The sequence below is a fragment of the Ruegeria arenilitoris genome, assembly GCF_013035425.1.
GTDB lineage: Bacteria > Pseudomonadota > Alphaproteobacteria > Rhodobacterales > Rhodobacteraceae > Ruegeria > Ruegeria arenilitoris_A.
In genome coordinates this window covers 31,583-54,253 of sequence record NZ_WQHX01000001.1, presented here as the reverse complement: position 1 = coordinate 54,253, position 22,671 = coordinate 31,583, and the positions used below count along the sequence as shown (strand labels likewise).

19 protein-coding genes are annotated in these 22,671 nt (G+C 53.2%); 9 read left to right on the top strand and 10 right to left on the bottom strand.

From position 1 onward, the window contains the following. Positions 1-18: 18 nt before the first annotated feature. From aqpZ to GOV45_RS00210, 6 genes are all read right to left on the bottom strand, one after another. Positions 19-708, bottom strand: a complete 690-nt coding sequence (gene aqpZ, locus GOV45_RS00235; protein ID WP_170472689.1) for an aquaporin Z — start codon at positions 706-708, stop codon at positions 19-21. Positions 709-824: 116 nt separating this feature from the next. Continuing rightward, positions 825-1,604: a HalD/BesD family halogenase gene (locus GOV45_RS00230; protein ID WP_170472686.1), complete on the bottom strand. Its 780-nt coding sequence runs from the start codon at positions 1,602-1,604 to the stop codon at positions 825-827. A gap of 131 nt (positions 1,605-1,735) precedes the next feature. Next, entirely contained in the window at positions 1,736-2,236 is a 501-nt protein-coding gene (locus GOV45_RS00225) for a bactofilin family protein (RefSeq protein ID WP_170472683.1), read from the bottom strand. Further along, positions 2,226-3,551: a DUF5930 domain-containing protein gene (locus GOV45_RS00220; RefSeq protein ID WP_170475292.1), complete on the bottom strand. Its 1,326-nt coding sequence runs from the start codon at positions 3,549-3,551 to the stop codon at positions 2,226-2,228. Before GOV45_RS00220 ends, GOV45_RS00225 begins: the two co-directional genes overlap by 11 nt. 173 nt (positions 3,552-3,724) lie before the next feature. Beyond that, positions 3,725-4,567 (bottom strand): ferritin-like domain-containing protein, encoded by an 843-nt coding sequence (locus tag GOV45_RS00215; RefSeq protein WP_437436501.1) that lies wholly within the window; start codon positions 4,565-4,567, stop codon positions 3,725-3,727. Between the two features lie 67 nt (positions 4,568-4,634). Continuing rightward, on the bottom strand, positions 4,635-5,096 hold the full coding sequence (locus GOV45_RS00210; RefSeq protein WP_170472678.1) for a peroxiredoxin: 462 nt from the start codon (positions 5,094-5,096) through the stop codon (positions 4,635-4,637). A 48-nt stretch (positions 5,097-5,144) separates the two neighbouring features. Between GOV45_RS00210 and GOV45_RS00205 the strand changes: the two genes are divergently transcribed. The 4 genes from GOV45_RS00205 (at position 5,145) to GOV45_RS00190 (ending at position 11,701) form a co-directional block, all read left to right on the top strand. Beyond that, positions 5,145-8,543, top strand: a complete 3,399-nt coding sequence (locus GOV45_RS00205; RefSeq protein WP_170472675.1) for a YhdP family protein — start codon at positions 5,145-5,147, stop codon at positions 8,541-8,543. A gap of 45 nt (positions 8,544-8,588) precedes the next feature. After that, positions 8,589-9,635: a tRNA preQ1(34) S-adenosylmethionine ribosyltransferase-isomerase QueA gene (gene queA / locus GOV45_RS00200; protein ID WP_170472672.1), complete on the top strand. Its 1,047-nt coding sequence runs from the start codon at positions 8,589-8,591 to the stop codon at positions 9,633-9,635. Positions 9,636-9,743: 108 nt separating this feature from the next. Beyond that, the gene (locus tag GOV45_RS00195; protein WP_170472669.1) at positions 9,744-11,015 is read left to right on the top strand and encodes an MFS transporter; all 1,272 of its coding nucleotides are present in this window, start codon (positions 9,744-9,746) and stop codon (positions 11,013-11,015) included. 107 nt (positions 11,016-11,122) lie between these two features. Beyond that, positions 11,123-11,701 carry a DUF924 family protein gene (locus GOV45_RS00190; protein WP_170472665.1) on the top strand — a complete coding sequence of 193 codons (579 nt, stop codon included), beginning with the start codon at positions 11,123-11,125 and terminating at the stop codon, positions 11,699-11,701. Here GOV45_RS00190 and GOV45_RS00185 read toward each other — a convergent pair. After that, positions 11,698-12,132, bottom strand: a complete 435-nt coding sequence (locus GOV45_RS00185; RefSeq protein WP_170472662.1) for a hypothetical protein — start codon at positions 12,130-12,132, stop codon at positions 11,698-11,700. The genes GOV45_RS00190 and GOV45_RS00185 overlap by 4 nt on opposite strands. A gap of 213 nt (positions 12,133-12,345) precedes the next feature. Between GOV45_RS00185 and lpdA the strand changes: the two genes are divergently transcribed. Next, positions 12,346-13,740, top strand: coding sequence for a dihydrolipoyl dehydrogenase (gene lpdA, locus GOV45_RS00180; protein WP_170472659.1), 1,395 nt, complete (start codon positions 12,346-12,348; stop codon positions 13,738-13,740). 54 nt (positions 13,741-13,794) lie between these two features. On the opposite strand, the gene GOV45_RS00175 is transcribed toward lpdA, so the two are convergent. Continuing rightward, positions 13,795-15,180, bottom strand: a complete 1,386-nt coding sequence (locus GOV45_RS00175; protein ID WP_170472656.1) for a dipeptidase — start codon at positions 15,178-15,180, stop codon at positions 13,795-13,797. A 335-nt stretch (positions 15,181-15,515) separates the two neighbouring features. Between GOV45_RS00175 and hemA the strand changes: the two genes are divergently transcribed. The 3 genes from hemA (at position 15,516) to ispG (ending at position 19,276) form a co-directional block, all read left to right on the top strand. After that, a complete protein-coding gene (hemA, locus tag GOV45_RS00170; protein WP_170472653.1) occupies positions 15,516-16,739 on the top strand; it encodes a 5-aminolevulinate synthase in 1,224 nt (407 codons plus the stop codon). Between the two features lie 130 nt (positions 16,740-16,869). Further along, on the top strand, positions 16,870-18,084 hold the full coding sequence (locus GOV45_RS00165) for a helix-turn-helix domain-containing protein (RefSeq protein WP_170475291.1): 1,215 nt from the start codon (positions 16,870-16,872) through the stop codon (positions 18,082-18,084). Between the two features lie 70 nt (positions 18,085-18,154). After that, positions 18,155-19,276 (top strand): flavodoxin-dependent (E)-4-hydroxy-3-methylbut-2-enyl-diphosphate synthase, encoded by a 1,122-nt coding sequence (gene ispG / locus GOV45_RS00160; RefSeq protein WP_170472650.1) that lies wholly within the window; start codon positions 18,155-18,157, stop codon positions 19,274-19,276. Positions 19,277-19,368: 92 nt separating this feature from the next. Here the strand turns inward: ispG and GOV45_RS00155 are convergent, their stop codons facing one another. Together GOV45_RS00155 and GOV45_RS00150 are read right to left on the bottom strand one after the other, a co-directional pair. Beyond that, entirely contained in the window at positions 19,369-20,127 is a 759-nt protein-coding gene (locus GOV45_RS00155) for a DsbA family protein (protein ID WP_170472647.1), read from the bottom strand. After that, on the bottom strand, positions 20,124-21,506 hold the full coding sequence (locus GOV45_RS00150) for a M48 family metalloprotease (RefSeq protein ID WP_170472644.1): 1,383 nt from the start codon (positions 21,504-21,506) through the stop codon (positions 20,124-20,126). Before GOV45_RS00150 ends, GOV45_RS00155 begins: the two co-directional genes overlap by 4 nt. Between GOV45_RS00150 and GOV45_RS00145 the strand changes: the two genes are divergently transcribed. After that, entirely contained in the window at positions 21,505-22,668 is a 1,164-nt protein-coding gene (locus tag GOV45_RS00145) for a pyridoxal phosphate-dependent aminotransferase (RefSeq protein ID WP_170472641.1), read from the top strand. The genes GOV45_RS00150 and GOV45_RS00145 overlap by 2 nt on opposite strands. Positions 22,669-22,671: the final 3 nt, after the last annotated feature.

The following is a 22,671-nucleotide window of genomic DNA, read 5'->3' as shown; positions in this document are numbered from 1 at the left end:
GCCGGAGCTGTTTTTTGCTCAATCCTCTGGCGACATAACTTTCCAAATAAGTGCGCCCAATGCGCCACCTATGAGTGGTGCGACCCAGAAAAGCCACAGCTGAGCCAAAGCGGGACCGTCGGCAAACAATGCAACGCCTGTCGAACGGGCGGGATTGACCGACGTGTTTGTGACCGGGATCGAAATCAGGTGGATCAGTGTAAGCGCAAGACCGATTGCGATTGGGGCAAAGCCTGCAGGCGCTCCCTTTGAAGTCACTCCCAGAATGATCAAAATGAAAAACGCGGTCAGCACAACTTCGATCACAAGGGCAGACATCATCGAATAGCCCTCTGGCGAGGCATCGCCGTAACCGTTCGATGCAAACCCGCCAACCCCTTCAAAGCCCGGTGCGCCGCTTACAATCACGTAAAGGACAATAGCGGCGACAATCGCGCCAACAACCTGGGCGACCCAGTAGGGCAAAAGGTCTTTTGCCGGGAACCGTCCGCCAATCATCAGACCCAGGCTAACAGCCGGGTTGAAATGCCCGCCTGAGATGTGTCCTACAGTGTAGGCCATTGTCAAAACGGTCAGACCGAACGCGAAAGCAACGCCAAGCCAGCCGATGCCCACATCTGCAACGCCGGCCGCTAAAACCGCGCTGCCGCAACCGCCAAGAACCAGCCAGAATGTGCCGAAAAACTCGGCCATGAGTTTAGAAGACATGATTAACCCTCCGGAACAAATCGGCTTAAGTGTATATCAAAAAAACATTTTTTGTGAATTTCAGTCCAATTTTGCCCACTTGTTGGGCGATTAGAGTCTTGCCTGTTGCTAATCGGTCAAGATATTCGGCCATAAAAAGTCTTGCGGGCGCTTTCGGATAGGGAAATGCCCGGTTCGGCGTTATATGCCAGCACGGCTAGAATTCGCGTTACATCGCCTTCGTTCGGGGCGACACGGTGCATTGAGTTTCGACCACGAAAGAAAACCAACGTTCCCGCCCGAGCATTCAGAGTTTCAACCGGTGTAATCCCATCCAATGCTTCAGCAACACCAGAATAGTTCATTTCGCCTGAGTCGGCGTCTCTGACGTCCTTGATGTACTCGAATTGGCCACCCTTTTCAGGTGCTTGAATCATCAGGGTAATGGCAAATGAAGAGTTGTCGAAATGCCATCCGAGTTCTTGACCTTTTTCGGCGAAATGCAGATTTATTGAAGACAGAGGGTCGGCGTATTCGAACAATGCGCCCTCTTCCAAAACGGCACACAGAAACTCTCGAAAAAGTTCTGCATTATAAAGCGTACGCAGCGCCGACCCTTGCGGAATCAGATCGTCGGTCAGACACCCCTTTGAGGACTGCACCAGTCGGTTTCGCGGATGTTCAGGTGGGAATTGCGGATCCTGTGGGCTCAAATACACTGTGTGTAGCTCAGTTTTTGCGTAAATAGCTTGAGAGTTAGTCAAACCTTCCGCGCAAATTGATTTAACGGCCTCGTCTTTTACGAAGCCAGGCATCTCCAACACCCCGTCCAGATCGAAGGTTCGCTTGCAGGCATTGCGAAAATTGCGGTCACCGATTGGGTAGGATTCAAGATCGATAATGTTATCCAATATCATGAAAGGTCCCTGTCATCGCCAAAACGGTTCAATGCGATAACATTATCGCTGTTGGTAATAATGTGGAGCACTCAATAACGAACGCCGCGAGATTTCTCGCGGCGCTCAGCTCCCAACCACTTTGACCGGGGTTACTGTTTGACTTCTGCGGCAGGGTTAGCGCCAGATTTAGAACTGCGGCCAGGGTTCAAAGGATCGTCCTGACGTTGCACCGAACCTTCGAAATGCGCTCCGCTTTCAATGGCGATCGTCTTGTGGATGATGTCGCCCTCGACACGGGCTGTTGAAGTCAGGCGGACCTTAAGGCCGCGCACTCGACCAACGATTCGGCCGTTGATCACAACGTCGTCGGCTGTAACTTCGCCTTTGATGGTGGCGGTTTCGCCTATTGTCAGAAGATGGGCGCGAATATCGCCTTCGACGGTTCCTTCAACCTGAATATCACCCGAGGTTTTCATGTTACCCGTTATGTGAAGGTCGGAAGACAGAACAGATGCAGGAGGCTTAGGTTTAGGTGCCGTGTTGGTCTTGGACTCTGCAGGTGCAGGGGATGCCGATGTTGCCGGTGCGGCGGGTTTTGACGCCTCAGCTTCTTTGGATCCGGGCTCGTTAATTTTGCTCTTAGAAAACATTTCTCGCAGCCTTGATATAGGTCATAGGGTTCACGGGTTTTCCGTTTACGCGCACCTCATAGTGCAGATGCGTACCGGTCGACCGTCCGGTGCTACCCATATCAGCAATATGATCCCCGCGCGAGACCCTTTGACCAACCTTAACGCGGATCTTGGTGTTATGAGCGTAAAGTGTCTCAATACCGAAGGCGTGCTTGATCTTGACCAACCGGCCAAAACCAGACTGCCAGCCTGCGTGGGTAACAACGCCATCTGCGGTCGCAAATATGTCGGTGCCGTTAGAGCCCGCAAAGTCTGCACCGTTGTGCATACGGCTGCCACCGGTCTTCGGGTCGCGGCGTTTGCCGAAACCGCTGGTATATCGCACTGCTGAATTAACCGGGCTGGCAAAAGGGGCCTTTTCGGCAGCAATTCGATACAGATTTAACTGATCCATTTGCTGCAGCAGTGCATTCGCGCGGATTTCGTCGGGGGTCAGTTCCTCACCGCGCGTGCTGAATGAAATTGGGGTAAGCGGCCCGCCCATGCCGCTGTATCCTCGTCGGACTTCTTCAATAATGCGATCTGTTGGCATTCCTGCCTGCCGGAACATCTTGTCCAGAGGTTCGACCGAGATCACCATCGCGTCTTCCAATTGCCGGAAAATCTCGTCGCTGCGTTCCTGCATCAGCCGGATTTCTAGCTCAAGTTCGTCCCGCTGATCCAGCGCACCCTGCGCATTCGCAGCGATCATATCGCGCTCTTGCGCAGTGCGAACCAGAGCGTCGGTCATAAACGCCATATGGGCAGGGTTCGACGACGCCTTAACGTCCGACGTTCCGTTTTCCGAAGCCTGCTGCAATTCAGCCAGCTCGCTGCGGGCTTCTTCTCGTTGCTTCATAGTCGTGCGCAGAGTTGTCTGAATGACTTCGATTCCAGTCTCCAGCTCGCGACGTCTGTTCTCGGACTCCAAAAGCTCCGATTGCATTGACGAGACTTGTTCCAATGCAGCGTTGAAACGTTCGTGTGCTGCCAGCGCTTCAGCCGCACGCGCATCGCGTTCGGCGGATAAAATATTCAGACGGTCCTGGTAGGTTGCTTGATCCCGTTTCGCCTGTTCGCGGAAATTACCCGACCCGATGCTGTCCATAAGAAGGATCGCCGTTGCAACGGCAGTCCAACCGACCATGACTGCGACCCCAGCAAAGGCCGCAAGCTGTGTCTCCGAACTCAGTCGAATGAATCTGGTGTCGTTGTCGGATTTCAAAAAAACCCGGCGTTCCGGAAAGTACCGCTCGAGAAGTGCGTGAAATTTGATTGCCAGACGTGTTCGCACGCGTCGTACCTCAATTGTCCCCGTATGCAAGGCCGGTCGTGAGTGTCTCGCCGCCTCTTGGGCCGACTGCATAAAGGGACGAAACCCATAGGGCAACATTCTTGACTATATTCGCCGTAAAATTGCGGGATTACCGCTGGGTATCGGCGGGAAGTTGCCGAAACTGGCTGGTGTTACCGGTCTGACGCCGTTTTATTTGAAGGCATTTCTTCCGTCAGTGGCCAGTAGAAATCTGGCGGCAGCCCTGCTTCTGCACGCTTTTCCTCGTTGAAAGGCGGTTTGAGCACGCCGTGGAAGTATTTGCGTACCAGCGCATGGAAAACGTCCTTCGGATCGACATTCTCGCGACCGCACAAGAAATGAAACCACTTGGAACCATAGGCTACATGCGCAACTTCTTCGGCATAAATGACCTCGAGCGCTGAAATAGCCTGTTCTGCTTTCGCATTGCGAAAAATGTCTATCATTCCGGGTGTTACGTCTAGACCGCGAGCCTCGAGAACCATTGGAACAACAGCCAGACGTCCCATCAGATCTTCGGCCGTATCTTCGGCGGCGCGCCACATTCCGGCATGGGCCGGTAATGCACCATAATGGCTGCCCATTTCTTCAAGACAGTCGCAGACCATCTCGAAATGACGAGATTCTTCTTCAGCACATTTGACCCAGTCGTCGTAGAACCCAACCGGCATCGGAACATGACCGAAACGGGCAATGATGTCCCAATGCAGGTCTACTGCGTTCAATTCGATATGCGCGACTGCATGTAACAGCGCAATGCGGCCTTCCTCTGTGCCCGGTCGACGTTTGGGTACTTCCCGTGGCGAAAGAAGCTCGGGTTTATCGGGTCGGGCAGGCGACAAGGGCGGCGTCGCTGTCCCAACTATGATCTCAGGGGCCTCGCCTGTGCGCGAGGCGAACCACGTTGCGGCATGACTTTTAGACAGATCTGTTTTGGCGCGCCCATCAGCAGTTGTAAGGACTTCGGTCGCCATCTGGGTTAGTGTTTTAGACAAAGGATCGCTCCGCCTGAGTAATATTTCAGCGGGACATAATCTGAATGTTGTCGCGGGTCGAGGAGGATTATAATGAGCGGACGGCTTCCAGTACTTCCTCGACGTGACCGGGCACCTTAACCTTGCGCCATAATCGGGCGATGCGACCGTCTGCATCGATAAGAAATGTTGATCGCTCAATCCCCATCGATTTGCGCCCATACATGTTCTTTTCGACCCAAACTCCATAGTCCTCGCAAACGGTTTGGCCTTCATCGGACAGTAGCGGTGTGGTTAGACCGTGTTTGGCGACGAATTTGTCGTGCTTCGCAACGCTGTCGCGAGAGATGCCGAAAACTTGAGCGCCGGCGTCGGCAAATGCCTGCAGTTGTTCTGAGAAACCGATGGATTCCTTGGTGCAGCCCGGCGTATCATCACGGGGGTAGAAAAATAAAACGACTGGATGGCCGCGGTGCTCTGCAAGGCTGACCTGGCCTCCCCCGTCTCGGGGCAGCGTGAAATCGGGTGCAATGTCTGAAACCTCGGGCATGTGCGATCTCCGGTTAATATTATTTTCGGTATCCCAATATCATAGGGCATGCCGGGCGGGTTAAAAGGTGTGGAAAGCAAATTGGTGCAATCAGAACGGCAATTCGACAATGAAGTGGGTAAGAAACCACGTCGCCGCTCGCGCCGCCGTACTGCAGGGCTTTGGGCCATGCGGGGCGTATTTGTTCTGGTTCTGCTTGCCTTAGTAACCGCGTTCATGGTCGTCGGACAACGGGTGCATGCGCCGCTTTGGTTGCGCGACAGGGTGGAGACCCGGCTGGATGAAGCACTGGGCGGATTTCAAATACGCTTCGGCGACGTCAGCCTGATAATACATGAAGGTTGGCGACCACGTTTACGCCTGACAGATGTCCAGATAAGCGATGCTGCCGGCCAGCAAATCGCCGAAGTTTCAGATATGAGGGCCAGCCTTGCCATGCGCCCGTTGCTGCGTGGTCATGTGAGGCCAAAACGCATCATTTTGCAAGGCGCACAGATCGCCTTGTCGCGCGGCGTTGACGGAGCTTTGACAATGACAGTCGGAACCGACAGCGCACCGGTTGGCCGAGCGCCAAACATGGCCGAATTGATCGAGGCTTCGGACAGTATGTTTATGTCCCCGGCTTTGTCGGCGCTGACTTCGGTCGAACTGGATGCAATTACTCTGGATTACAGCGACCTCAGACAAGGTAGGTCTTGGATCCTGGACGGCGGTCGTATTCAGATGACCCGTAGCGCGCGCGAGGTCAGACTGGCCACCAGTTTTTCAGTGCTTGCAGGTCGAGATTACGTCAGCGAAATCGAGGCAAATTATACCAGTACGTTAGAAAGTGCCGAGGCTAGGTTTGGCATCACGATTACCGATCTTCCGGCCGAGGACATAAGCGGGCATAGCCCAGCACTGGCTTGGATGCAGGTTCTTAAATCTCCAATTTCTGGGGCCTTGCGTGGAAGCATTGATGCGGATGGCAATCTTGGTTCAGTCTTTGCCACACTTAATCTTGGTTCGGGCGCAGTGCAGCCAACGCCCGAGACGCGCCCAATAAATTTTGAATCAGCACGCACATATTTCACTTATGACCCTAAACGGCATGTGTTGGATTTTAATGAAGTTTCGATCAATTCAGCGTGGGGAAATGTTCAGGGCGATGGCAAAGCGTTCCTGCAAGGTGTCACTGCCGCCGGGTTGGAAAGCATGGACGGGCAGTTCCGGCTGAGCGGTATTCAAGTCAATCCCGCCGATTTGTTTCCTGAACCATTGACCTTAACGCATGCAGACGTGGACTTTCAGATGAAGCTGGCTCCGTTTAGGGTCAAGCTGGGACAAATGCGCGTTGAGGATGGCGATCATCGACTGCGGTTAAGCGGTGATATTGCTGGACTGCCCGATGGTTGGGTTGCGAATATCGACGGCCAGATCGATCAAATGCGGGTCGACCAAGTTCTTGGGTATTGGCCGCAAAAGTTGGCGCCAAAGCCGCGTAAATGGGTGGACGAAAATTTGTTTGAGGGCCAGATGTCTGATCTCGAATTTTCTCTGCGCGCGAAGCCAGATATACCACCCGACATTTTTGCAAGTTTCGACTTTGACAAAACGGAAGTTCGGTTTGCTAAAACGATGCCTCCGGTCAAGGATGCGCAGGGTCAGGTCAATTTTTTGAATGGACGTTTTACTGTAACTGCTCAACAAGGATTGGTGTTCGCCGACCAAGGCGGCGCTGTGGATGCGTCGGGTACGTCTTTCATAATCCCGGATGTAAGCATTAAGAAACGAACCCCCGGCATTGTCCGCTTGAAGGCGAACGGAAGCGTGACAGCCGCGCTTTCGCTGTTGGACAGGCCGCCTTTGCAGGTAATGACCAAGGCCAATCTTCCGGTTGACTTGGCTGAGGGCAGGGTGCGTCTGGAGGGCACGCTTTCGCTGCCTTTAATTAAGAACCTGAAACTTGAGGACACAGAATTTCACTACGCAGGTGATGTTTTCGATGTTCAAAGCGACAAGCTTGTTCCTGACGCAGTGGTAAAGGCTGCGCAGCTAGCTTTGACCGGAGATCAAACTCAGGTGTCGATTGGCGGGAATGGGTTTTATGGAGATGTCCCAGTACAAGCCAAATGGACCCAACCGATCGGAGGTGGTGCACCGCAGCGAAGCCAGTTAACCGGTCAGATCGAGTTATCCGACCGATTGATGAGGCAGATCGGTGCCGGCTTGCCGCAAGGGATGTTGACAGGCAGCGGACAGGCGGATTTCGCTCTGGGAATTGGCGCTGGTGATCCGCCCAATCTGACAGCACAGTCTGATTTGTTAGGAGTCGGTCTTGCAATACCAGAATTAGGATGGCGGAAGTCCGAAAGCGGTGAAGGTACGATGTCGATTGAGGCGACATTGGGTGAACAACCAAACGTCCAATCACTGCGATTGAACGCTGCAGGTCTTCGCTCCAGCGCATCGATTTCATTTCGTGACGGAGATTTTGATCGTATCCGTTTCAGCTCGTTTGAATTGGGTGATTGGTTGGCGGTGCCTGCCGAATTGATCGGACGTGGGGCAGGGGTTCCGGACATTCGCGTGTTGGGCGGTGTGTTGAATTTGGGCAAATCCACATTTGGGTCCGGCAGCGGAGGTGGTTCGGGTCCCGGTCCAAATTTGGAGGTCGCGTTGGATCGGTTGCAGGTCACGCAATCAGTAGCTTTAACAGGTCTAAAAGGGAACTTCAGAACAACTGGCGGTCTAAACGGTGCATTTACTGCCGCAGTTAATGGAGGAGCAGCGGTCAGCGGGCAAGTTTCTCCACGTGATGGGCGGAGCGCAGTTAACCTGAGTTCAGATGATGCAGGCGCTGTATTGCGCTCGGCCGGTGTCATAACCCAAGCCCGCGGCGGATCATTGGCTTTGCAGTTGGATCCAGTGGCCGAAGCGGGGAATTACGATGTGACCCTTAGGATGGAAAATACGCGCATCAAGGATGCCCCAGCGATGGCGGCGTTGTTGAACGCCATAAGCTTGGTCGGTCTTGTGAATGAAATGGCAGGCCAAGGTATCTTTTTTTCTGCCATCGATAGCAAAATGCGGGTAACTCCAACCGAGATTAAGGTACTTAGCGGCAGCGCAGTTGGCCCTTCGATGGGTCTTTCCTTCGATGGGACAATCGACACAGTCGAAGGTCTGCTGGACCTGCGCGGTGCAATATCGCCGATCTATCTGTTGAATGCTGTGGGAAGCGTTCTGACCCGCAAAGGAGAAGGCGTTTTTGCCTTCAATTATACTCTCAAGGGTCCACTGGCCGGACCTGCTGTTTCCGTGAACCCATTATCTGGGCTGGCTCCGCTGTTTCTTCGAAATCTGATGCGCGCCCCTGCGCCAACTGTCTCTGATGGGCCGAATGCTACATTGAACAAATCGATTCAGGATCACCCGGCCTCGCATTCCAGAGGTGAGGACCGCTGAGTGTGAGTGGTGGAAGAATCTTTTTCGCCGATGTATGGCGCGGCTATGAAACTCAGCGATTTCGACTTTGACCTACCTGAAGAACTTATTGCGACGCGGCCAGTAAACCCGCGGTCGTCTGCTCAGTTGTTAGTAGCACAGGGTGACACCCTTACTGATCAGCATGTATTCGACCTTCCAAATTGGCTGCGTCCCGGTGATCGCCTGGTTTTGAATGATACAAAAGTAATTCCAGCGCGACTGAATGGGCGTCGCTATCGCGACAGTCAGCAAGGTCCCGTATCCGCTCGAATTGAGGCCACTCTGCTAGACCCACAAGCCGATGGCAGTTGGTCTGCGCTGGTCAAACCGCTAAAGAAGGTGAAATTGGGCGAAGAAATAATATTTTCCGAAAGGTTGAGCGCCACGCTTCAACGGATTGAAGACGGTCAGGCTTTGCTGCGCTTTAACGTAATGGGTGAGGATTTCGATCAGGCGCTGGAAAGTGCGGGTGCAATGCCGTTGCCGCCCTACATTGCGGCCAAGCGGCCCGCGGACGAACAGGACAAAACGGATTACCAAACAATCTGGGCGCGCCATTCGGGAGCGGTGGCGGCGCCGACTGCATCACTGCATTTTGACGAAGCCTTGTTGGGCGCGCTTTCTGCGCAAGGTGTATCTTTTTCCCATGTGACGTTGCACGTTGGCGCGGGCACCTTTCTGCCAGTAAAGGTTGAGGATGTGACCACCCATAAAATGCATGCGGAATGGGGTCAGGTCAGCGAAACGGCGGCAGCCGAGATTCGGGCGACAAAGGCTGAGGGTGGACGGGTCATTCCTGTGGGTACAACGGCGCTTCGGTTGATCGAAAGCGCGGCCAAAGGAGGAGAGGTTCAACCTTGGGAAGGCGAAACCGACATTTTCATCTATCCCGGCTTTGATTTTAAGGTGACCGACGGCCTTGTGACGAATTTTCACCTGCCTAAATCAACATTGCTCATGTTGGTATCCGCCTTGATCGGGCAGGATCGCGTCCGAGCGGTTTACAGGCATGCAGTTTCAAACAAGTACCGTTTCTTTTCCTATGGTGATGCGTCGCTTTTGATCCCGTGAAAGACGTGTTTTCAGGATCATTTCGAGACAATGTCGTAGACAAGCGCGACCAAGGCGATTTTTGATCGCATCTAGTGGCAAATCGAATGATGGCTCCAGGAGACCGGGATGCTTCAGGTAATTTCAAGCGCATGGGCGCTTTTGCTCGGTATGGGGTTGTTGATGGTCGGAAACGGCCTGCAGGGAACGCTGCTGGGTGTCCGTGGCGAAATTGAGTCGTTTTCCACATTTCAGATTTCGATTGTGATGTCAGCGTACTTTTTAGGGTTTCTGGGAGGTTCGAGGCTTGCACCAGAGATGATCCGAAGGGTTGGGCATGTCCGCGTGTTTGCAGCACTTGCTTCGTTTATCTCGGCTGTAATGATCATGTATCCTTTGCTTACAGACCCGATTGCCTGGGCTTTAGGACGGGTGGTAATCGGGTTTTGCTTCTCAGGAGTTTATGTAACGGCAGAAAGCTGGCTGAATAATGCTGCCAGCAATGAAAACAGAGGTCAGGCATTATCCCTTTATATGATCGTTCAGATGACGGGGATCGTCAGCGCACAGGCCTTGATGCTTGTTGGTGATCCAGCTGGGTACGAAACCTTTGTGATTGCCTCGATCCTGGTCTCGATCTCGTTCGCACCAATTTTGCTGTCGATTTCTCCGACTCCGGCGTTTGATACCACCAAGCCCATGACCCTTCGGCAGCTTCTAGATACTTCGCCGCTGGGATGCGTCGGAATGTTCCTTTTGGGGGGAGTATTCAGTGCCCAGTTTGCGATGGCTGCGGTATACGGCGCACAGGCTGGTTTGTCGCTTGCTGAAATTTCGACCTTCGTAGCTTCTTTCTACATTGGTGCGCTGGTACTGCAGTACCCGTTAGGCTGGGTTTCAGACCGGATGGATCGCCGCCTTTTAATCATGTTGGTTGCAGCAGTCGGCGCAGTTTCTGCAATGGTGGGCATGATTTTTGGCGTGACATTTCCCGTTCTGCTGATCTCAGCCTTTTGGATCGGTGGAATGTCGAACCCGCTTTATTCATTGTTCATCGCTTACACCAATGACTATCTGGAATATGACGATATGGCTGCTGCATCTGGTGGGCTGGTGTTCATTAACGGGTTAGGCGCAATTGCTGGCCCGGTTATTACCGGTTGGTTGATGGGAAGTGCTATATTTGGGCCACAGGGCTTTTTCCTGTTTATTGCAGCTTTGATGTTCGTAATGGCGATTTACGCGGCCTACAGAATGACTCAGCGTGCTTACGTGCCGGTGGACGAAACCGGAGCAATTGCACCAGTTTACCCCACGGCTTCACCTGTCGCCATGGAGGTTGCGCAGGAGGTTGCTATCGAAGCCGCGCAGGATGAAATTGATGCGCAAGAAACTGCCTAAGCGCCGGATTTATGTCGCCAGTGTTGCAATATGTTACTGTAACAGTTCTGTAAAACGGCCTTATATGACCTTACGTCCCTGGGGAGGGCATAAACGGAGTTTTGGGCATGGTTGGTCCCGAAGAAGTACTGAGTTTTTGGTTAGACGAAGTTGGTCCTGACGGTTGGTATATTCAGGACGAGACATTAGACACCTCAATCAGGGAACGGTTTTTGCCAACATGGAAAGCAGCCTGCGAAGGTCGGTTTTCTATGTGGTTAACGTACCCCAGTGGGTCACTGGCTTACATCATTCTGATGGATCAGTTTCCGCGCAATATGTTCCGGGGCAGCAAACAGGCGTTTGCGACTGACCGCGCTGCTCTTTCTGCTGCGAAATGCGCCGTAGATAAGGGCTGGGACATGAAGATTGACGAACCTGCGCGGCAATTCTTTTATCTTCCGATGATGCATTCAGAAAATCTGTGCGATCAGGAACGATGTGTTCGCCTGATGTGCGAAAGAATGCCAGAGTTTGGCGCCAGCAATTTGCTGCATGCCAGGGCTCATCGCGAAGTGATCAGACAATTTGGCCGTTTCCCTTACCGCAACGAAGCGCTTGAGCGCGCTACTACCGAACATGAAGCCGCTTACGTCAACAGCGGCGGGTATGGATCGACGTTCCGAGATTTGCAGGCGGCTGGTTAAGACGGCGGCTCGCAACCCCGAATAGCCACAATCTGTTTGCCAACGGCTTCGGATGAAGTGGTAATTGCGTGGTTGATCAGGTCTTCGGGATTTTCGACAAGACCCGCTAGTCGGGTCTGTGTCTCTTCCAGTTTGGCTTCAATATTGCCAAGGCGATCCAATGCGCCGTTAAGTTTTGAGCGTGTAACTGTATCCAGTACATCGCCCTCTTCGCGAAATGTCGCGAGATCGCTGCGCAGACCAGCCATCTCTCCTGCAATACCTTGCATCTCATCACGTAGCGGAGCGACTATCTTGAGGTTCTCAGTGAAACCCGTACGAATATTTTCGACAGATTGTGCCAGCTTCCATCCTAAAAATAGACACAACGCCAACAGGATAAGCGTTGCATTCAGTAGGGCGAGCAATAAATCCTTGAGCGTTTTTGCCATTACAATTCCCTCGACTATTAGTCAGTTCGGAAAACCCTAAGTGTTTTGCGTCTCAGTTCTAGCCTTAGCCGCACTAGGGGTATAGGCTGAATTCAGCGCAAATGCGCCTTTCTTATCCTGCGCCTCATATGTCGCGGAGACCATTATTGAAGCGTTGGAAAAAATAGTTTAACGGTAAACTAGTTTAAAACAGACCCGCGCCGAGAGGAACACATGGCAGCACAATCCTTTGATCTGATCGTAATAGGGGCAGGCCCCGGGGGCTATGTTGCCGCCATTCGTGCCGCACAACTGGGAATGAAGACAGCAGTTGTGGAACGTGAACACCTTGGTGGAATTTGTCTGAACTGGGGTTGTATTCCGACTAAGGCGCTGCTGCGCTCGTCAGAGGTGTTTCACCTTATGGAACGAGCCAAGGATTTCGGCTTGGCGGCAGACAAGATAAGCTATGATCTGGATGCAGTGGTCAAACGATCGCGTGGCGTGGCCAAACAACTAACAAGTGGCGTTGGGCATCTGCTAAAAAAGAACAAAGTCACCGTGGTCATGGGCGAGGCGACGATCCCCTCGAAGGGAAAAGTCAGTGTCAAAACAGACAAAGGCTCCGAAGAGTTGACTGCGAAAAACATTGTCTTGGCCACTGGCGCGCGGGCGCGTGAATTGCCGGGTCTCGAGGCGGATGGCGATCTCGTCTGGACCTACAAACACGCTTTGATGCCACCCCGGATGCCAAAGAAGCTACTGGTAATCGGCTCGGGTGCGATTGGCATAGAATTTGCAAGCTTTTACAACACTTTAGGATCTGACACTACTGTCGTCGAAGTGATGGACCGCGTGCTGCCCGTAGAAGACGCTGAGATAAGCGCATTTGCCAAAAAAGCCTTTACGAAACAGGGCATGACCATAATGGAAAAGGCTATGGTCAAACAACTGGATCGCGGCAAAGGCAAAGTCACCGCTCATATCGAAGTCAACGGAAAAGTCGAAAAACACGATTTCGACACCGTTATTTCAGCGGTTGGAATTGTCGGTAATGTTGAAAACCTCGGGCTCGAGGCGCTGGGCGTCAAAATCGACCGCACCCATGTTGTTACGGATGAATTCTGTCGCACGGGTGTCGATGGACTGTACGCGATTGGTGACATAGCCGGTGCACCATGGTTGGCGCATAAAGCCAGCCACGAGGGGGTCATGGTGGCAGAATTGATCGCGGGCAAGCACGCTCATCCGGTCAAACCAGAAAGCATCGCCGGCTGTACTTATTGCCAGCCGCAGGTGGCGTCTGTTGGTTACACTGAGGCGAAGGCCAAGGAATTGGGTCACGACGTTAAAGTTGGCAAGTTCCCTTTCATCGGAAATGGCAAGGCTATCGCATTGGGTGAGCCAGATGGTTTAATCAAGACGGTTTTTGATGCCAAAACGGGTGAACTGCTAGGCGCCCACATGATCGGCGCCGAAGTCACCGAACTAATTCAGGGCTACGTTGTTGGTCGGCAGCTTGAAACTACTGAAGAAGACTTGATGAACACGGTCTTCCCGCACCCAACCTTGTCAGAGATGATGCATGAAAGCGTTCTCGACGCTTTCGGGCGCGTAATTCATATGTGAAAATGGATTGCTAAATAAATAAGGCACCGCCAAAAAAGCGTTGCCTTATTTAGCTCATTTGTTCAAAGCATCCAAAATGCGCGCCCAGGACCGAATTCCCTTGTGGAAGCTTTTTACGTCGTACTTCTCGTTTGGCGAGTGGATCGCGTCGTCATCATTAGCGTAACCGACCAACATAGAGTCCAAGCCAAGAAGCGTGTCAAAATAACCGACCACAGGTATGGAACCGCCCATACCTGTAAAGACAGCTTCTCGATTCCATTCATCGGACAACGCACCGCGTGCAGCTTCGAATTCCGGTCGATCAAGGTTCATGACTGAGGCGGGCGAGCCTTCCAAATCGTTGTCCCAGACGATTTTAGCGTCGGTGGATAGTCGAGCTTCCACGTGTTTGCGGATTTTGTCTCGTAAATCGTCAGGGTCCATTTCGCCTACTAGTCGGCAGGTTATCTTGCAATGCGCCTCGGACGGGATGACGGTCTTGGAGCCAGCGCCATTGTATCCGCCCCATAGGCCGTTTACTTCTAACGTTGGCCGCGCCCACTGTTGTTCGAGCGTTGAGTAACCTTTTTCGCCATGCGGCTGAGTATAACCCACCGAGTTCAGGTACTCAGCTTCGTCAAATCCGCAGTTTTCCCATTGACGTAACTGCTCTTCAGGCACTTCGTGAACGCCTTCATAGAACCCATCCACCGCCACTCGACCTGTCTCTTCGTCATAAAATGAGGCGACGATTTTTGACATTTCACGCAGCGGGTTCAGGCCAGGGCCACCGTAATGACCGGAATGCAGATCGATACGGGGGCCGATGATCGTGAATTCGTCCTTTAGCATGCCACGCAACTGCGAAGAGATTGATGGCACCCCGCGGGAAACCATTGATGTATCGCAGACCAGCGCCAGATCCGCCTTCAGCTCTTCCTTGTTGGCTTCTAGGAAAGGCACTAACGACGGGGACCCGGATTCCTCCTCGCCCTCGAAAAAGAAAGTGATGCGGCAGGGAAGAGTGCCATGAACCGCTTTCCAAGCGCGACAGGCCTCGACGAAAGTCATCAGTTGTCCTTTGTCGTCCGAAGAGCCGCGCCCGCGAATGACTTGTCCGTTTTCAGTTTCTTCCAAAGCTGGGTCAAAAGGTTCACGGTTCCAAAGCTCTAAAGGATCCACCGGTTGAACGTCATAGTGGCCGTAAAACAAAAAATGGGGACCGATGCCATCCTCGCCGACATGACCGACGACCATTGGATGGCCGGGTGTGGATCGTTTTTCGGCTTTTATCCCTATGCTTTTGAGGTCGGCAACCAACCAATCTGCCGCCTGGTCGACCTTTTCTTTGAAGGCCGGATCAGTGGAAATCGACGGGATGCGTAAAAACTCCATCAGACGGTTGATTGAGGTGGACAGGTCAGAGTCGATCCTGCTGAGAACAGCGTCTAACGACATGGGTTTCTCCTCAAAGTCTTGAACTGGCGCGGAGCCTATCAGCGCAGGCGGCGCCGTCCAGTGCGTATCTTTAAGAAATGAGGTATACTATCGGAAACGTTGAGACTGCGCTGCTATTGCCTGCGTCGTTTCCTCGCGTCTGATAGCCGTAACTATACTTGTCGAAAGGAGATAACAGAGATAATTGATGCAAATCAATGATGCGACTCTGGATTTCTCGCTAGGCACGGTTATCAAAGGGATGCAGATCCGCACGCACGGCTTGCGCTGTTACCTGCGGCTAAAGAGTGGTCCGGTTATTACAAGAACGAAGCCGGGCGCAGAAGGAGAAACCGTTGGACTATAATGCTAAGCTCGACTCAGCAATTGCAAGGCTGCACGAGGAAGGTCGTTACCGGACCTTCATCGATATCGAACGCCGCAACGGTCATTTTCCGCACGCTGTACGTACTTGCCCAGATGGGTCGCAACAGAACATAACTGTCTGGTGTGGCAACGACTATCTGGGTATGGGCCAGCATCCAGTTGTCTTGAACGCAATGCGCGAGGCGATTGATGCGGCCGGCGCCGGTTCGGGCGGCACTCGCAATATTTCGGGCACCACTGTTTATCACAAACGCCTCGAAGCCGAGTTGGCTGATCTGCACGGCAAAGAGGCCGCTTTGCTGTTTACCAGTGCTTACATCGCTAACGATGCGACGCTTTCGACGTTGCCCAAGTTGTTCCCGGGTCTGATCATTTACTCCGACGCATTGAACCACGCTTCTATGATCGAAGGAGTGCGCCGCAACGGCGGTGCCAAAAGAATTTTTCGACACAACGACGTTGCCCATCTTCGAGAGTTGCTTCAGGCCGACGATCCCTCTGCGCCCAAGTTGATCGCGTTCGAATCTGTTTATTCGATGGATGGTGATTTCGGTCCTATTGAGGAAATTTGCGATCTGGCAGATGAGTTTGGTGCACTGACCTATATCGACGAGGTTCACGCAGTTGGCATGTATGGCCTCCGAGGCGGCGGTGTAACCGAGCGAGATCGTCTGGCGCATCGTATCGATATTATTAATGGGACGCTCGCAAAGGCATATGGCGTTATGGGTGGCTATATAGCAGCCAGCGCCAAAATGTGTGACGCAGTAAGGTCATATGCGCCAGGCTTCATATTTACGACCTCGCTACCGCCTGCTGTCGCAGCCGGCGCAGCAGCATCTGTTGCATATCTCAAGGGTGCAACTGAGTTGCGGGAAAAGCATCAAACGCAAGCCAAGGTCCTCAAACTGCGGCTCAAGGGCATGGGTTTGCCGCTAATTGATCACGGCAGCCACATCGTTCCGGTTATCGTCGGCAACCCTGTTCATACAAAGAAGTTGAGCGATATGTTGCTGGACGATTACGGAATTTACGTTCAACCGATCAACTTCCCAACGGTACCTCGGGGAACTGAACGCTTGAGATTTACCCCTTCTCCCGTTCACGGACCGGGCGAAATGAACCGTCTGATCCAAGCGATTGACGAACTTTGGTCACATTGTGCGCTAAATCGCGCCGAACTTGCAGGTTAACCTAACGCCAAAGTGTGCAACGTGTATGTCGCGTGTTAAGCTTACGCTAATAAAATTGGTGGACGAATCGTTTTGGGGATGATTCGCCATTGGCGTGTATCGCGCAAAAAGGCAGAATGGGGCAGCAGGAATGATTGGGCGCAGATCACAGCGCGATTCCGACGAAGAAACCGACGTCAGACCAAAGGGTTTTGACGATTACGAGTTGCGTCTTGGCGATGTCATGCGTGGTGAGCGTGCCACGATGGGCAAATCTCTTCTCGATGTTCAGCGAGAGTTGCGGATCAAGGCCAACTACATTGCTGCCATTGAAAACGCTGACCCCGACGCATTTGACACGCCTGGCTTTATCGCGGGATACGTGCGTTCCTATGCGCGCTACCTGGGCATGAATCCTGACGAAACCTTTGCTACGTTCTGCGCGGAAAGTGGTTTCGAAGTAGCCCATGGCATGTCGGCCGAGGCATCTGTTGTCCGCAAGCCGACCGGCGAACTTCCATCGCGCGTGCCGAAAGCTCGCGATCCATTTGTTTCGCCGAACACGCCATATCTTCCCGGCAGGGAATCCTTCGTCAGTCAGATCGAGCCTCGTGCGATAGGATCTTCGCTTGTTCTTTTGGCGGTTATTGGCGGTATTGGCTATGGCGGATGGTCCGTTCTGAACCGTATTCAGCAGGTTCAGGTCAGTCCAGTAGAACAGGCACCGGTTGTCCTGACGGATTTGGACCCGTTGGACGCTGCAAGTATTCAAGTTGACGATACTGAGATTGCCAGCGTTGACGCGCCAAATGCTCAGGCGCTGGATCGTTTGTATCGACCGCAGGCCCTTGATGTTCCAGTTTTGGTTGCCCGAGACGCGCCGATTTCGACATTGGATCCACGCACCGTTGGCACTTTCCGTCCGCCGGAACCTCCTCAGGTTGAGGTTGCCGAGTTTCACACCGTTGAGCGCCCTGCATTGCCCCAAGTGGTCGAGCAACTGGACACAACTTTGAAAATTGTCGCTGTCAATCCTTCCTGGATGCGGGTTACGGCCTCGGACGGCAGTGTCATATTTGAGGGCACGTTGGGCACTGTAGAGCAGGGCAGCACCTTCGAAGTGCCTCTGACAGAAGAGCCGCCCCAATTGCGTGCTGGAGCCTCGGGTTCTGTCTATTTCGCGATGAATGGCGAGCATTTTGGCCCCGTTGGTGCGCCGGGAACAGTAACCAAGGGGGTTATCCTGTCCAAGGATGCTGTGGCAGAGCGGTTCGAAGTTGCTGACCTTGAAGCGGATCAAAACAGTGCGCTCAAGCAGTTGGTGGCCGAACTTAATACTCAGGTAGTAGAAGAACCTGCAGAGTAATACCGGCATTGCGATACTTGGCGGGCCGAACTATCTAAAGCGCAACGCAGGTAACGCCGGAACAGCCCATATGTCCCTCAATCACGTGCGCCCGTGGCGCGACATTTATCGCCGCAAGTCCCGTCAGATTATGGTTGGCGATGTACCCGTCGGCGGTGATGCTCCGATCGCGGTGCAAACTATGACGAACACGCTTACAACCGATGTCGCCGCAACCGTGGCGCAGGTACAGGCTGCGGCAGAAGCAGGTGCAGATATCGTCAGGGTCTCTGTCCCGGACGAAGCGTCTTCAAAGGCACTTTATGAAATCGTTCGGGAAAGCCCGGTTCCGATCGTTGCGGATATTCACTTCCACTACCGGCGCGGTATAGAGGCGGCTGAAGCCGGTGCCGCCTGTCTTCGCATCAATCCTGGAAATATTGGTGACGAAAAGCGTGTGAAAGAAGTTATCAAGGCCGCGCGTGACCACAATTGTTCAATACGTATCGGCGTCAACGCGGGCAGTCTGGAAAAACACCTACTTGAGAAATACGGTGAGCCATGCCCCGAGGCGATGGTCGAAAGCGGGCTGGAACATATCAGGATCCTTGAGGACAATGACTTCCATGAATTCAAGATCAGCGTAAAAGCCAGCGATGTTTTTCTGTCAGCCGCCGCTTATCAGGGTATTGCCGAGGCTACCGACGCTCCCATCCATCTGGGCATAACCGAGGCAGGCGGACTGGTATCCGGCACCATCAAGTCGGCAATTGGTTTGGGTAATCTGCTTTGGATGGGCATTGGTGATACGATCCGCGTAAGCCTGTCCGCCGATCCCGTAGAAGAAGTTAAGGTCGGTTTTGAGATACTGAAGTCGCTCGGTCTACGTCACCGTGGCGTCAATATCATCTCTTGCCCATCCTGCGCGCGCCAGGGGTTTGACGTGATAAAAACCGTAGAAGTACTTGAACGCCGATTGGAGCATATTAAGACACCCATGAGTCTTTCGATCATCGGGTGCGTTGTGAACGGTCCGGGCGAGGCATTGATGACCGATGTTGGTTTTACCGGCGGCGGAGCGGGGTCCGGAATGGTTTATTTGGCAGGCAAGGCTAGCCACAAAATGTCGAATGAAAAGATGATTGACCACATCGTGGAAGAGGTCGAGAAAAAGGCGGCAGAGCTTGATGCAGTTCAGGCGGCGGCAGAGTAATTCTCCACTAACGTTGTGACACAGCTTAGTACGCTTTGAACGCTACCGCCTCGAAGCCTGAATCTGGCATCCGACGAATAAAAGGGATTACCTTAGCTTTTGTCCGCCCTTACGCCATCCGCGATCTGCCGCATCTGGTCCGCTGGCAGGAATCCCCGCAGCATTTCGGTTCCCAGAACAAATGAGGGCGTGCCAGAGATATTCATCTTCCTGGCAAGCTCGCGCGTCTGATTGATCTCAGCCGTGACGTCGTCGCTGTCCATGGCCACGATAATCGCATCGCTGTCCAACCCTAAACCGTCCGAGATACGGCGCAAAGTAACTTCGTTGGGTTCGCCGCTGAACTCCAACAGGGCGTCGTGTACTTGTTTATACGCGTCGTCTCCGGCAACCTGTTTCGTCGCTACAGCAAAGCGGGATGACATAATTGATGCTTCACCCAGAATGGGCAGCTCTTTTATCACAAGGCGAATGTTGCCGTCAGATTCTAACAGACTGGCCACTTCGGGCACCGCGCGGCGGCAATAGCCGCAACGATAGTCCATAAATTCGACCAGAGTTATGTCACCATCAGGATTGCCGCCAACCCAGCTATAACCGTCGTTGAACAGTTCTTCTTGGTTGGCAGCCACGAGCTGTTTATCGGCCTCGGCTTCGGCTACGGCGTTGCGCTGTTCCAGTATGTTTATTGCCTCGATAATCACTTCAGGGTTTTCGAGGAGGTATTCCCGAACCTGCGCGCCAAATTCAGCCTTCTCGTCGTCGCTGAGTGCGCTGAGGTCGAGCGCGAGCACAGGACCGGTAATCAAGGAAAGCCCCAGAAGGGCGGGTGCAACATGTCTGAGGATCATTTCCTTCTCCTTTTGTTTTTCTCAGCGCGTTCCGAAGCAATCAGCACATCCTGCGCCCTTTGCCAACCCGGAGATCCTTCGGGCAACTGCGCAACGGCACGTTTCGCATGAATGCCAGCGTCTGCCAGACGGCCCTGCAATGCGTATTTTTCCGCCGTAACGGCCGAAGCCATACCGTTGTTTCCTAGCTGCGCGTAAGCGACGCCCAAATCCTGCATTAGTCTTAAGTTTCGGTAGTCCCTGGCGCGTGCTTTCTCAAGTGCTTTTAAAGCCTCTTTCGTCTGGTCGTCGGCCAGCAAGGCGCGCCCATAGCCCGCAAGTATCAACGCGTCATGCGGCGCCATTTCTACAGCGGCGCCATATGCTTCAATAGCGTCTTTTACCTGTCTGTTTTCCAATAAAATTTGCCCTTTCAGTTCATAATAAAATGGATCGTCTGGGCGAAGTTGCAGGGCAGCGTTGATGGCCTTGCGGGCTTGGCTTAAATTGCGGTTTTGATGATAGGCTGACGCCTCACGCATAAGCCTTATGTCCTGGTGGTTTTCTTCGGCCGCTCGACGCAGGGTCCAACCGGGCGCTCGTAAAAAAGCAGACAACTTTCCCTTGATGCGGGCGAACCAGTAATCCGCATTTGCGCTGCGCGTGGCTTGATCGCCGAACTCTTCCAAAAAAGCTTCTGCCGCGCGGAGTCTTTCGCGGCTAGTCGGGTGCGAACGCATATAAGGGTCCTGATTATACGTAGTCAGCAATTCCTGACCGGCGAATTTTCTGTGCAAGTTGACCATACCGCTTGGTGAAATTCCGGCCCAACGCAGATAGCTGGCGGCACTGCGGTCTGCTGCTGCCTCTTCGGCGCGGGTGTGCCCAAGAAAACTACGTAAAGCCGACGAAGACGTCCCCACTGCAATGCCCGCTGCAGCTTCACCGCCGCCAGCGAGGGCAGTAATCAGGGCGAGCGCTGTACCGAACTGCGCATTCCGTTGAGCTGCTCGCAGGTTTTCTGCGCGCCTTGCCGGATGACCGTTGGCGATATGGGCAGCTTCGTGTGCGATCACTGCCTGCAACATCTCTGGACTTTCGCTTGAAAGGATCAGGCCGTAGTTCAGGTAGATCGCGTTATAGTCGATGACAAATGCATTGAAGGTCGAGTCGTTGACCACAAAAATCCGCACTCTGTTTGTGTTTAGGCCAGCCGCCCGCAAAAGAGGAAATGCCAGTTCCCTCAACCCATGTTCGATATCCGGGTCACGGATCAGGCTTTGAGCACTGGCCTGAGCAAGACTTGATATCCATGTCGCTGCCACCAACAACAGGGTCGGGATTGACGCCAGCCTGGATAAGCGTTCAAAAGCCATGTCTGCAACATGGGAGATGGGCATGAGAAACTCAACCCGGTCCGGGGTCGATCCCTTTATCGTGATGGATGTGATGGAAGCGGCGCGCCGAGCGGAAGAAGCAGGGCGTCACATCATCCACATGGAAGTTGGCCAGCCAGGAACGGGTGCACCCAAAGGTGCTGTTGATGCTTTGGCAAAAGAAATGTCCCAAGGTCCATTGGGTTATACGGTTGCCTTGGGTTTACCAGCCCTGAGAAAGCGGATCGCACAGTTGTATGGCGATTGGTACAACGTGGACTTGAACCCGGAAAGAGTTGTTGTAACCCCCGGATCGTCGGGCGCATTCCTACTAACGTTTAGTGCCTTGTTCGACAGCGGTGATCGCGTCGGAATTGGTGCGCCGGGATATCCATCGTATCGTCAGATTCTCAAGGCTTTGGGGCTGGTGCCCGTCGATTTGCAAACCGCTCCGGAAAATCGGTTGCAACCGGTTCCAGGGGATTTTTTGGATAAGGATTTACAAGGACTAATGGTCGCTTCGCCTGCGAATCCGACTGGAACGATGCTAAATCACGGTTCAATGGGCGCATTGATCGAAGCTGCGCATAGTCAGGGCGCATCCTTTATCAGTGACGAAATTTACCACGGGTTAGAATATGAGGCCAAAGCCGTTACAGCGCTGGAGTTGACCGACGAGTGCTATGTCATCAACTCTTTTTCCAAGTACTTTTCGATGACTGGCTGGCGTGTTGGTTGGATGGTTGTCCCCGAAGATCAGGTGCGTGTCGTCGAACGCATTGCGCAGAACATGTTTATCTGCGCTCCTCATGCCAGCCAGGTGGCGGCACTGGCGGCGATGGAGTGTGACGATGAGTTGCAAGCCAATCTGGACGTTTACAAGGCAAATCGCGCGTTAATGCTCGAGGGGCTCCCAAAAGCGGGTTTTACTAATATCGCGCCGCCAGATGGGGCATTCTACGTTTATGCCGACGTTTCCGAGTTAACTGATGACAGTCTCGCATTTGCTGCTGAGATTCTGGATGAAGCTGGGGTCGCCGTGACGCCAGGGTTGGATTTCGATCCATTACGAGGTCATACAACGCTACGTTTTTCTTATGCTCGTTCATCTGCCGACATAGAAGAAGGGTTGAGTCGCCTGCGTGAATTCATGGCAAACCGAGGTGCAGCCTCATCTGCGGGCTAGAGC

Bases quoted from the DNA above. Each gene is read 5' to 3' on its own strand.
- aqpZ (WP_170472689.1), bottom strand. From the start codon at position 708: ATGTCTTCTAAACTCATGGCCGAGTTTTTCGGCACATTCTGGCTGGTT.
- GOV45_RS00230 (WP_170472686.1), bottom strand. From the start codon at position 1,604: ATGATATTGGATAACATTATCGATCTTGAATCCTACCCAATCGGTGAC.
- GOV45_RS00225 (WP_170472683.1), bottom strand. From the start codon at position 2,236: ATGTTTTCTAAGAGCAAAATTAACGAGCCCGGATCCAAAGAAGCTGAG.
- GOV45_RS00210 (WP_170472678.1), bottom strand. From the start codon at position 5,096: ATGCCCGAGGTTTCAGACATTGCACCCGATTTCACGCTGCCCCGAGAC.
- GOV45_RS00205 (WP_170472675.1), top strand. From the start codon at position 5,145: ATGCCGGGCGGGTTAAAAGGTGTGGAAAGCAAATTGGTGCAATCAGAA.
- queA (WP_170472672.1), top strand. From the start codon at position 8,589: ATGAAACTCAGCGATTTCGACTTTGACCTACCTGAAGAACTTATTGCG.
- GOV45_RS00195 (WP_170472669.1), top strand. From the start codon at position 9,744: ATGCTTCAGGTAATTTCAAGCGCATGGGCGCTTTTGCTCGGTATGGGG.
- GOV45_RS00190 (WP_170472665.1), top strand. From the start codon at position 11,123: ATGGTTGGTCCCGAAGAAGTACTGAGTTTTTGGTTAGACGAAGTTGGT.
- GOV45_RS00185 (WP_170472662.1), bottom strand. From the start codon at position 12,132: ATGGCAAAAACGCTCAAGGATTTATTGCTCGCCCTACTGAATGCAACG.
- lpdA (WP_170472659.1), top strand. From the start codon at position 12,346: ATGGCAGCACAATCCTTTGATCTGATCGTAATAGGGGCAGGCCCCGGG.
- GOV45_RS00175 (WP_170472656.1), bottom strand. From the start codon at position 15,180: ATGTCGTTAGACGCTGTTCTCAGCAGGATCGACTCTGACCTGTCCACC.
- GOV45_RS00165 (WP_170475291.1), top strand. From the start codon at position 16,870: ATGATTGGGCGCAGATCACAGCGCGATTCCGACGAAGAAACCGACGTC.
- ispG (WP_170472650.1), top strand. From the start codon at position 18,155: ATGTCCCTCAATCACGTGCGCCCGTGGCGCGACATTTATCGCCGCAAG.
- GOV45_RS00155 (WP_170472647.1), bottom strand. From the start codon at position 20,127: ATGATCCTCAGACATGTTGCACCCGCCCTTCTGGGGCTTTCCTTGATT.
- GOV45_RS00145 (WP_170472641.1), top strand. From the start codon at position 21,505: ATGAGAAACTCAACCCGGTCCGGGGTCGATCCCTTTATCGTGATGGAT.
- GOV45_RS00150 (WP_170472644.1), bottom strand. From the start codon at position 21,506: ATGCCCATCTCCCATGTTGCAGACATGGCTTTTGAACGCTTATCCAGG.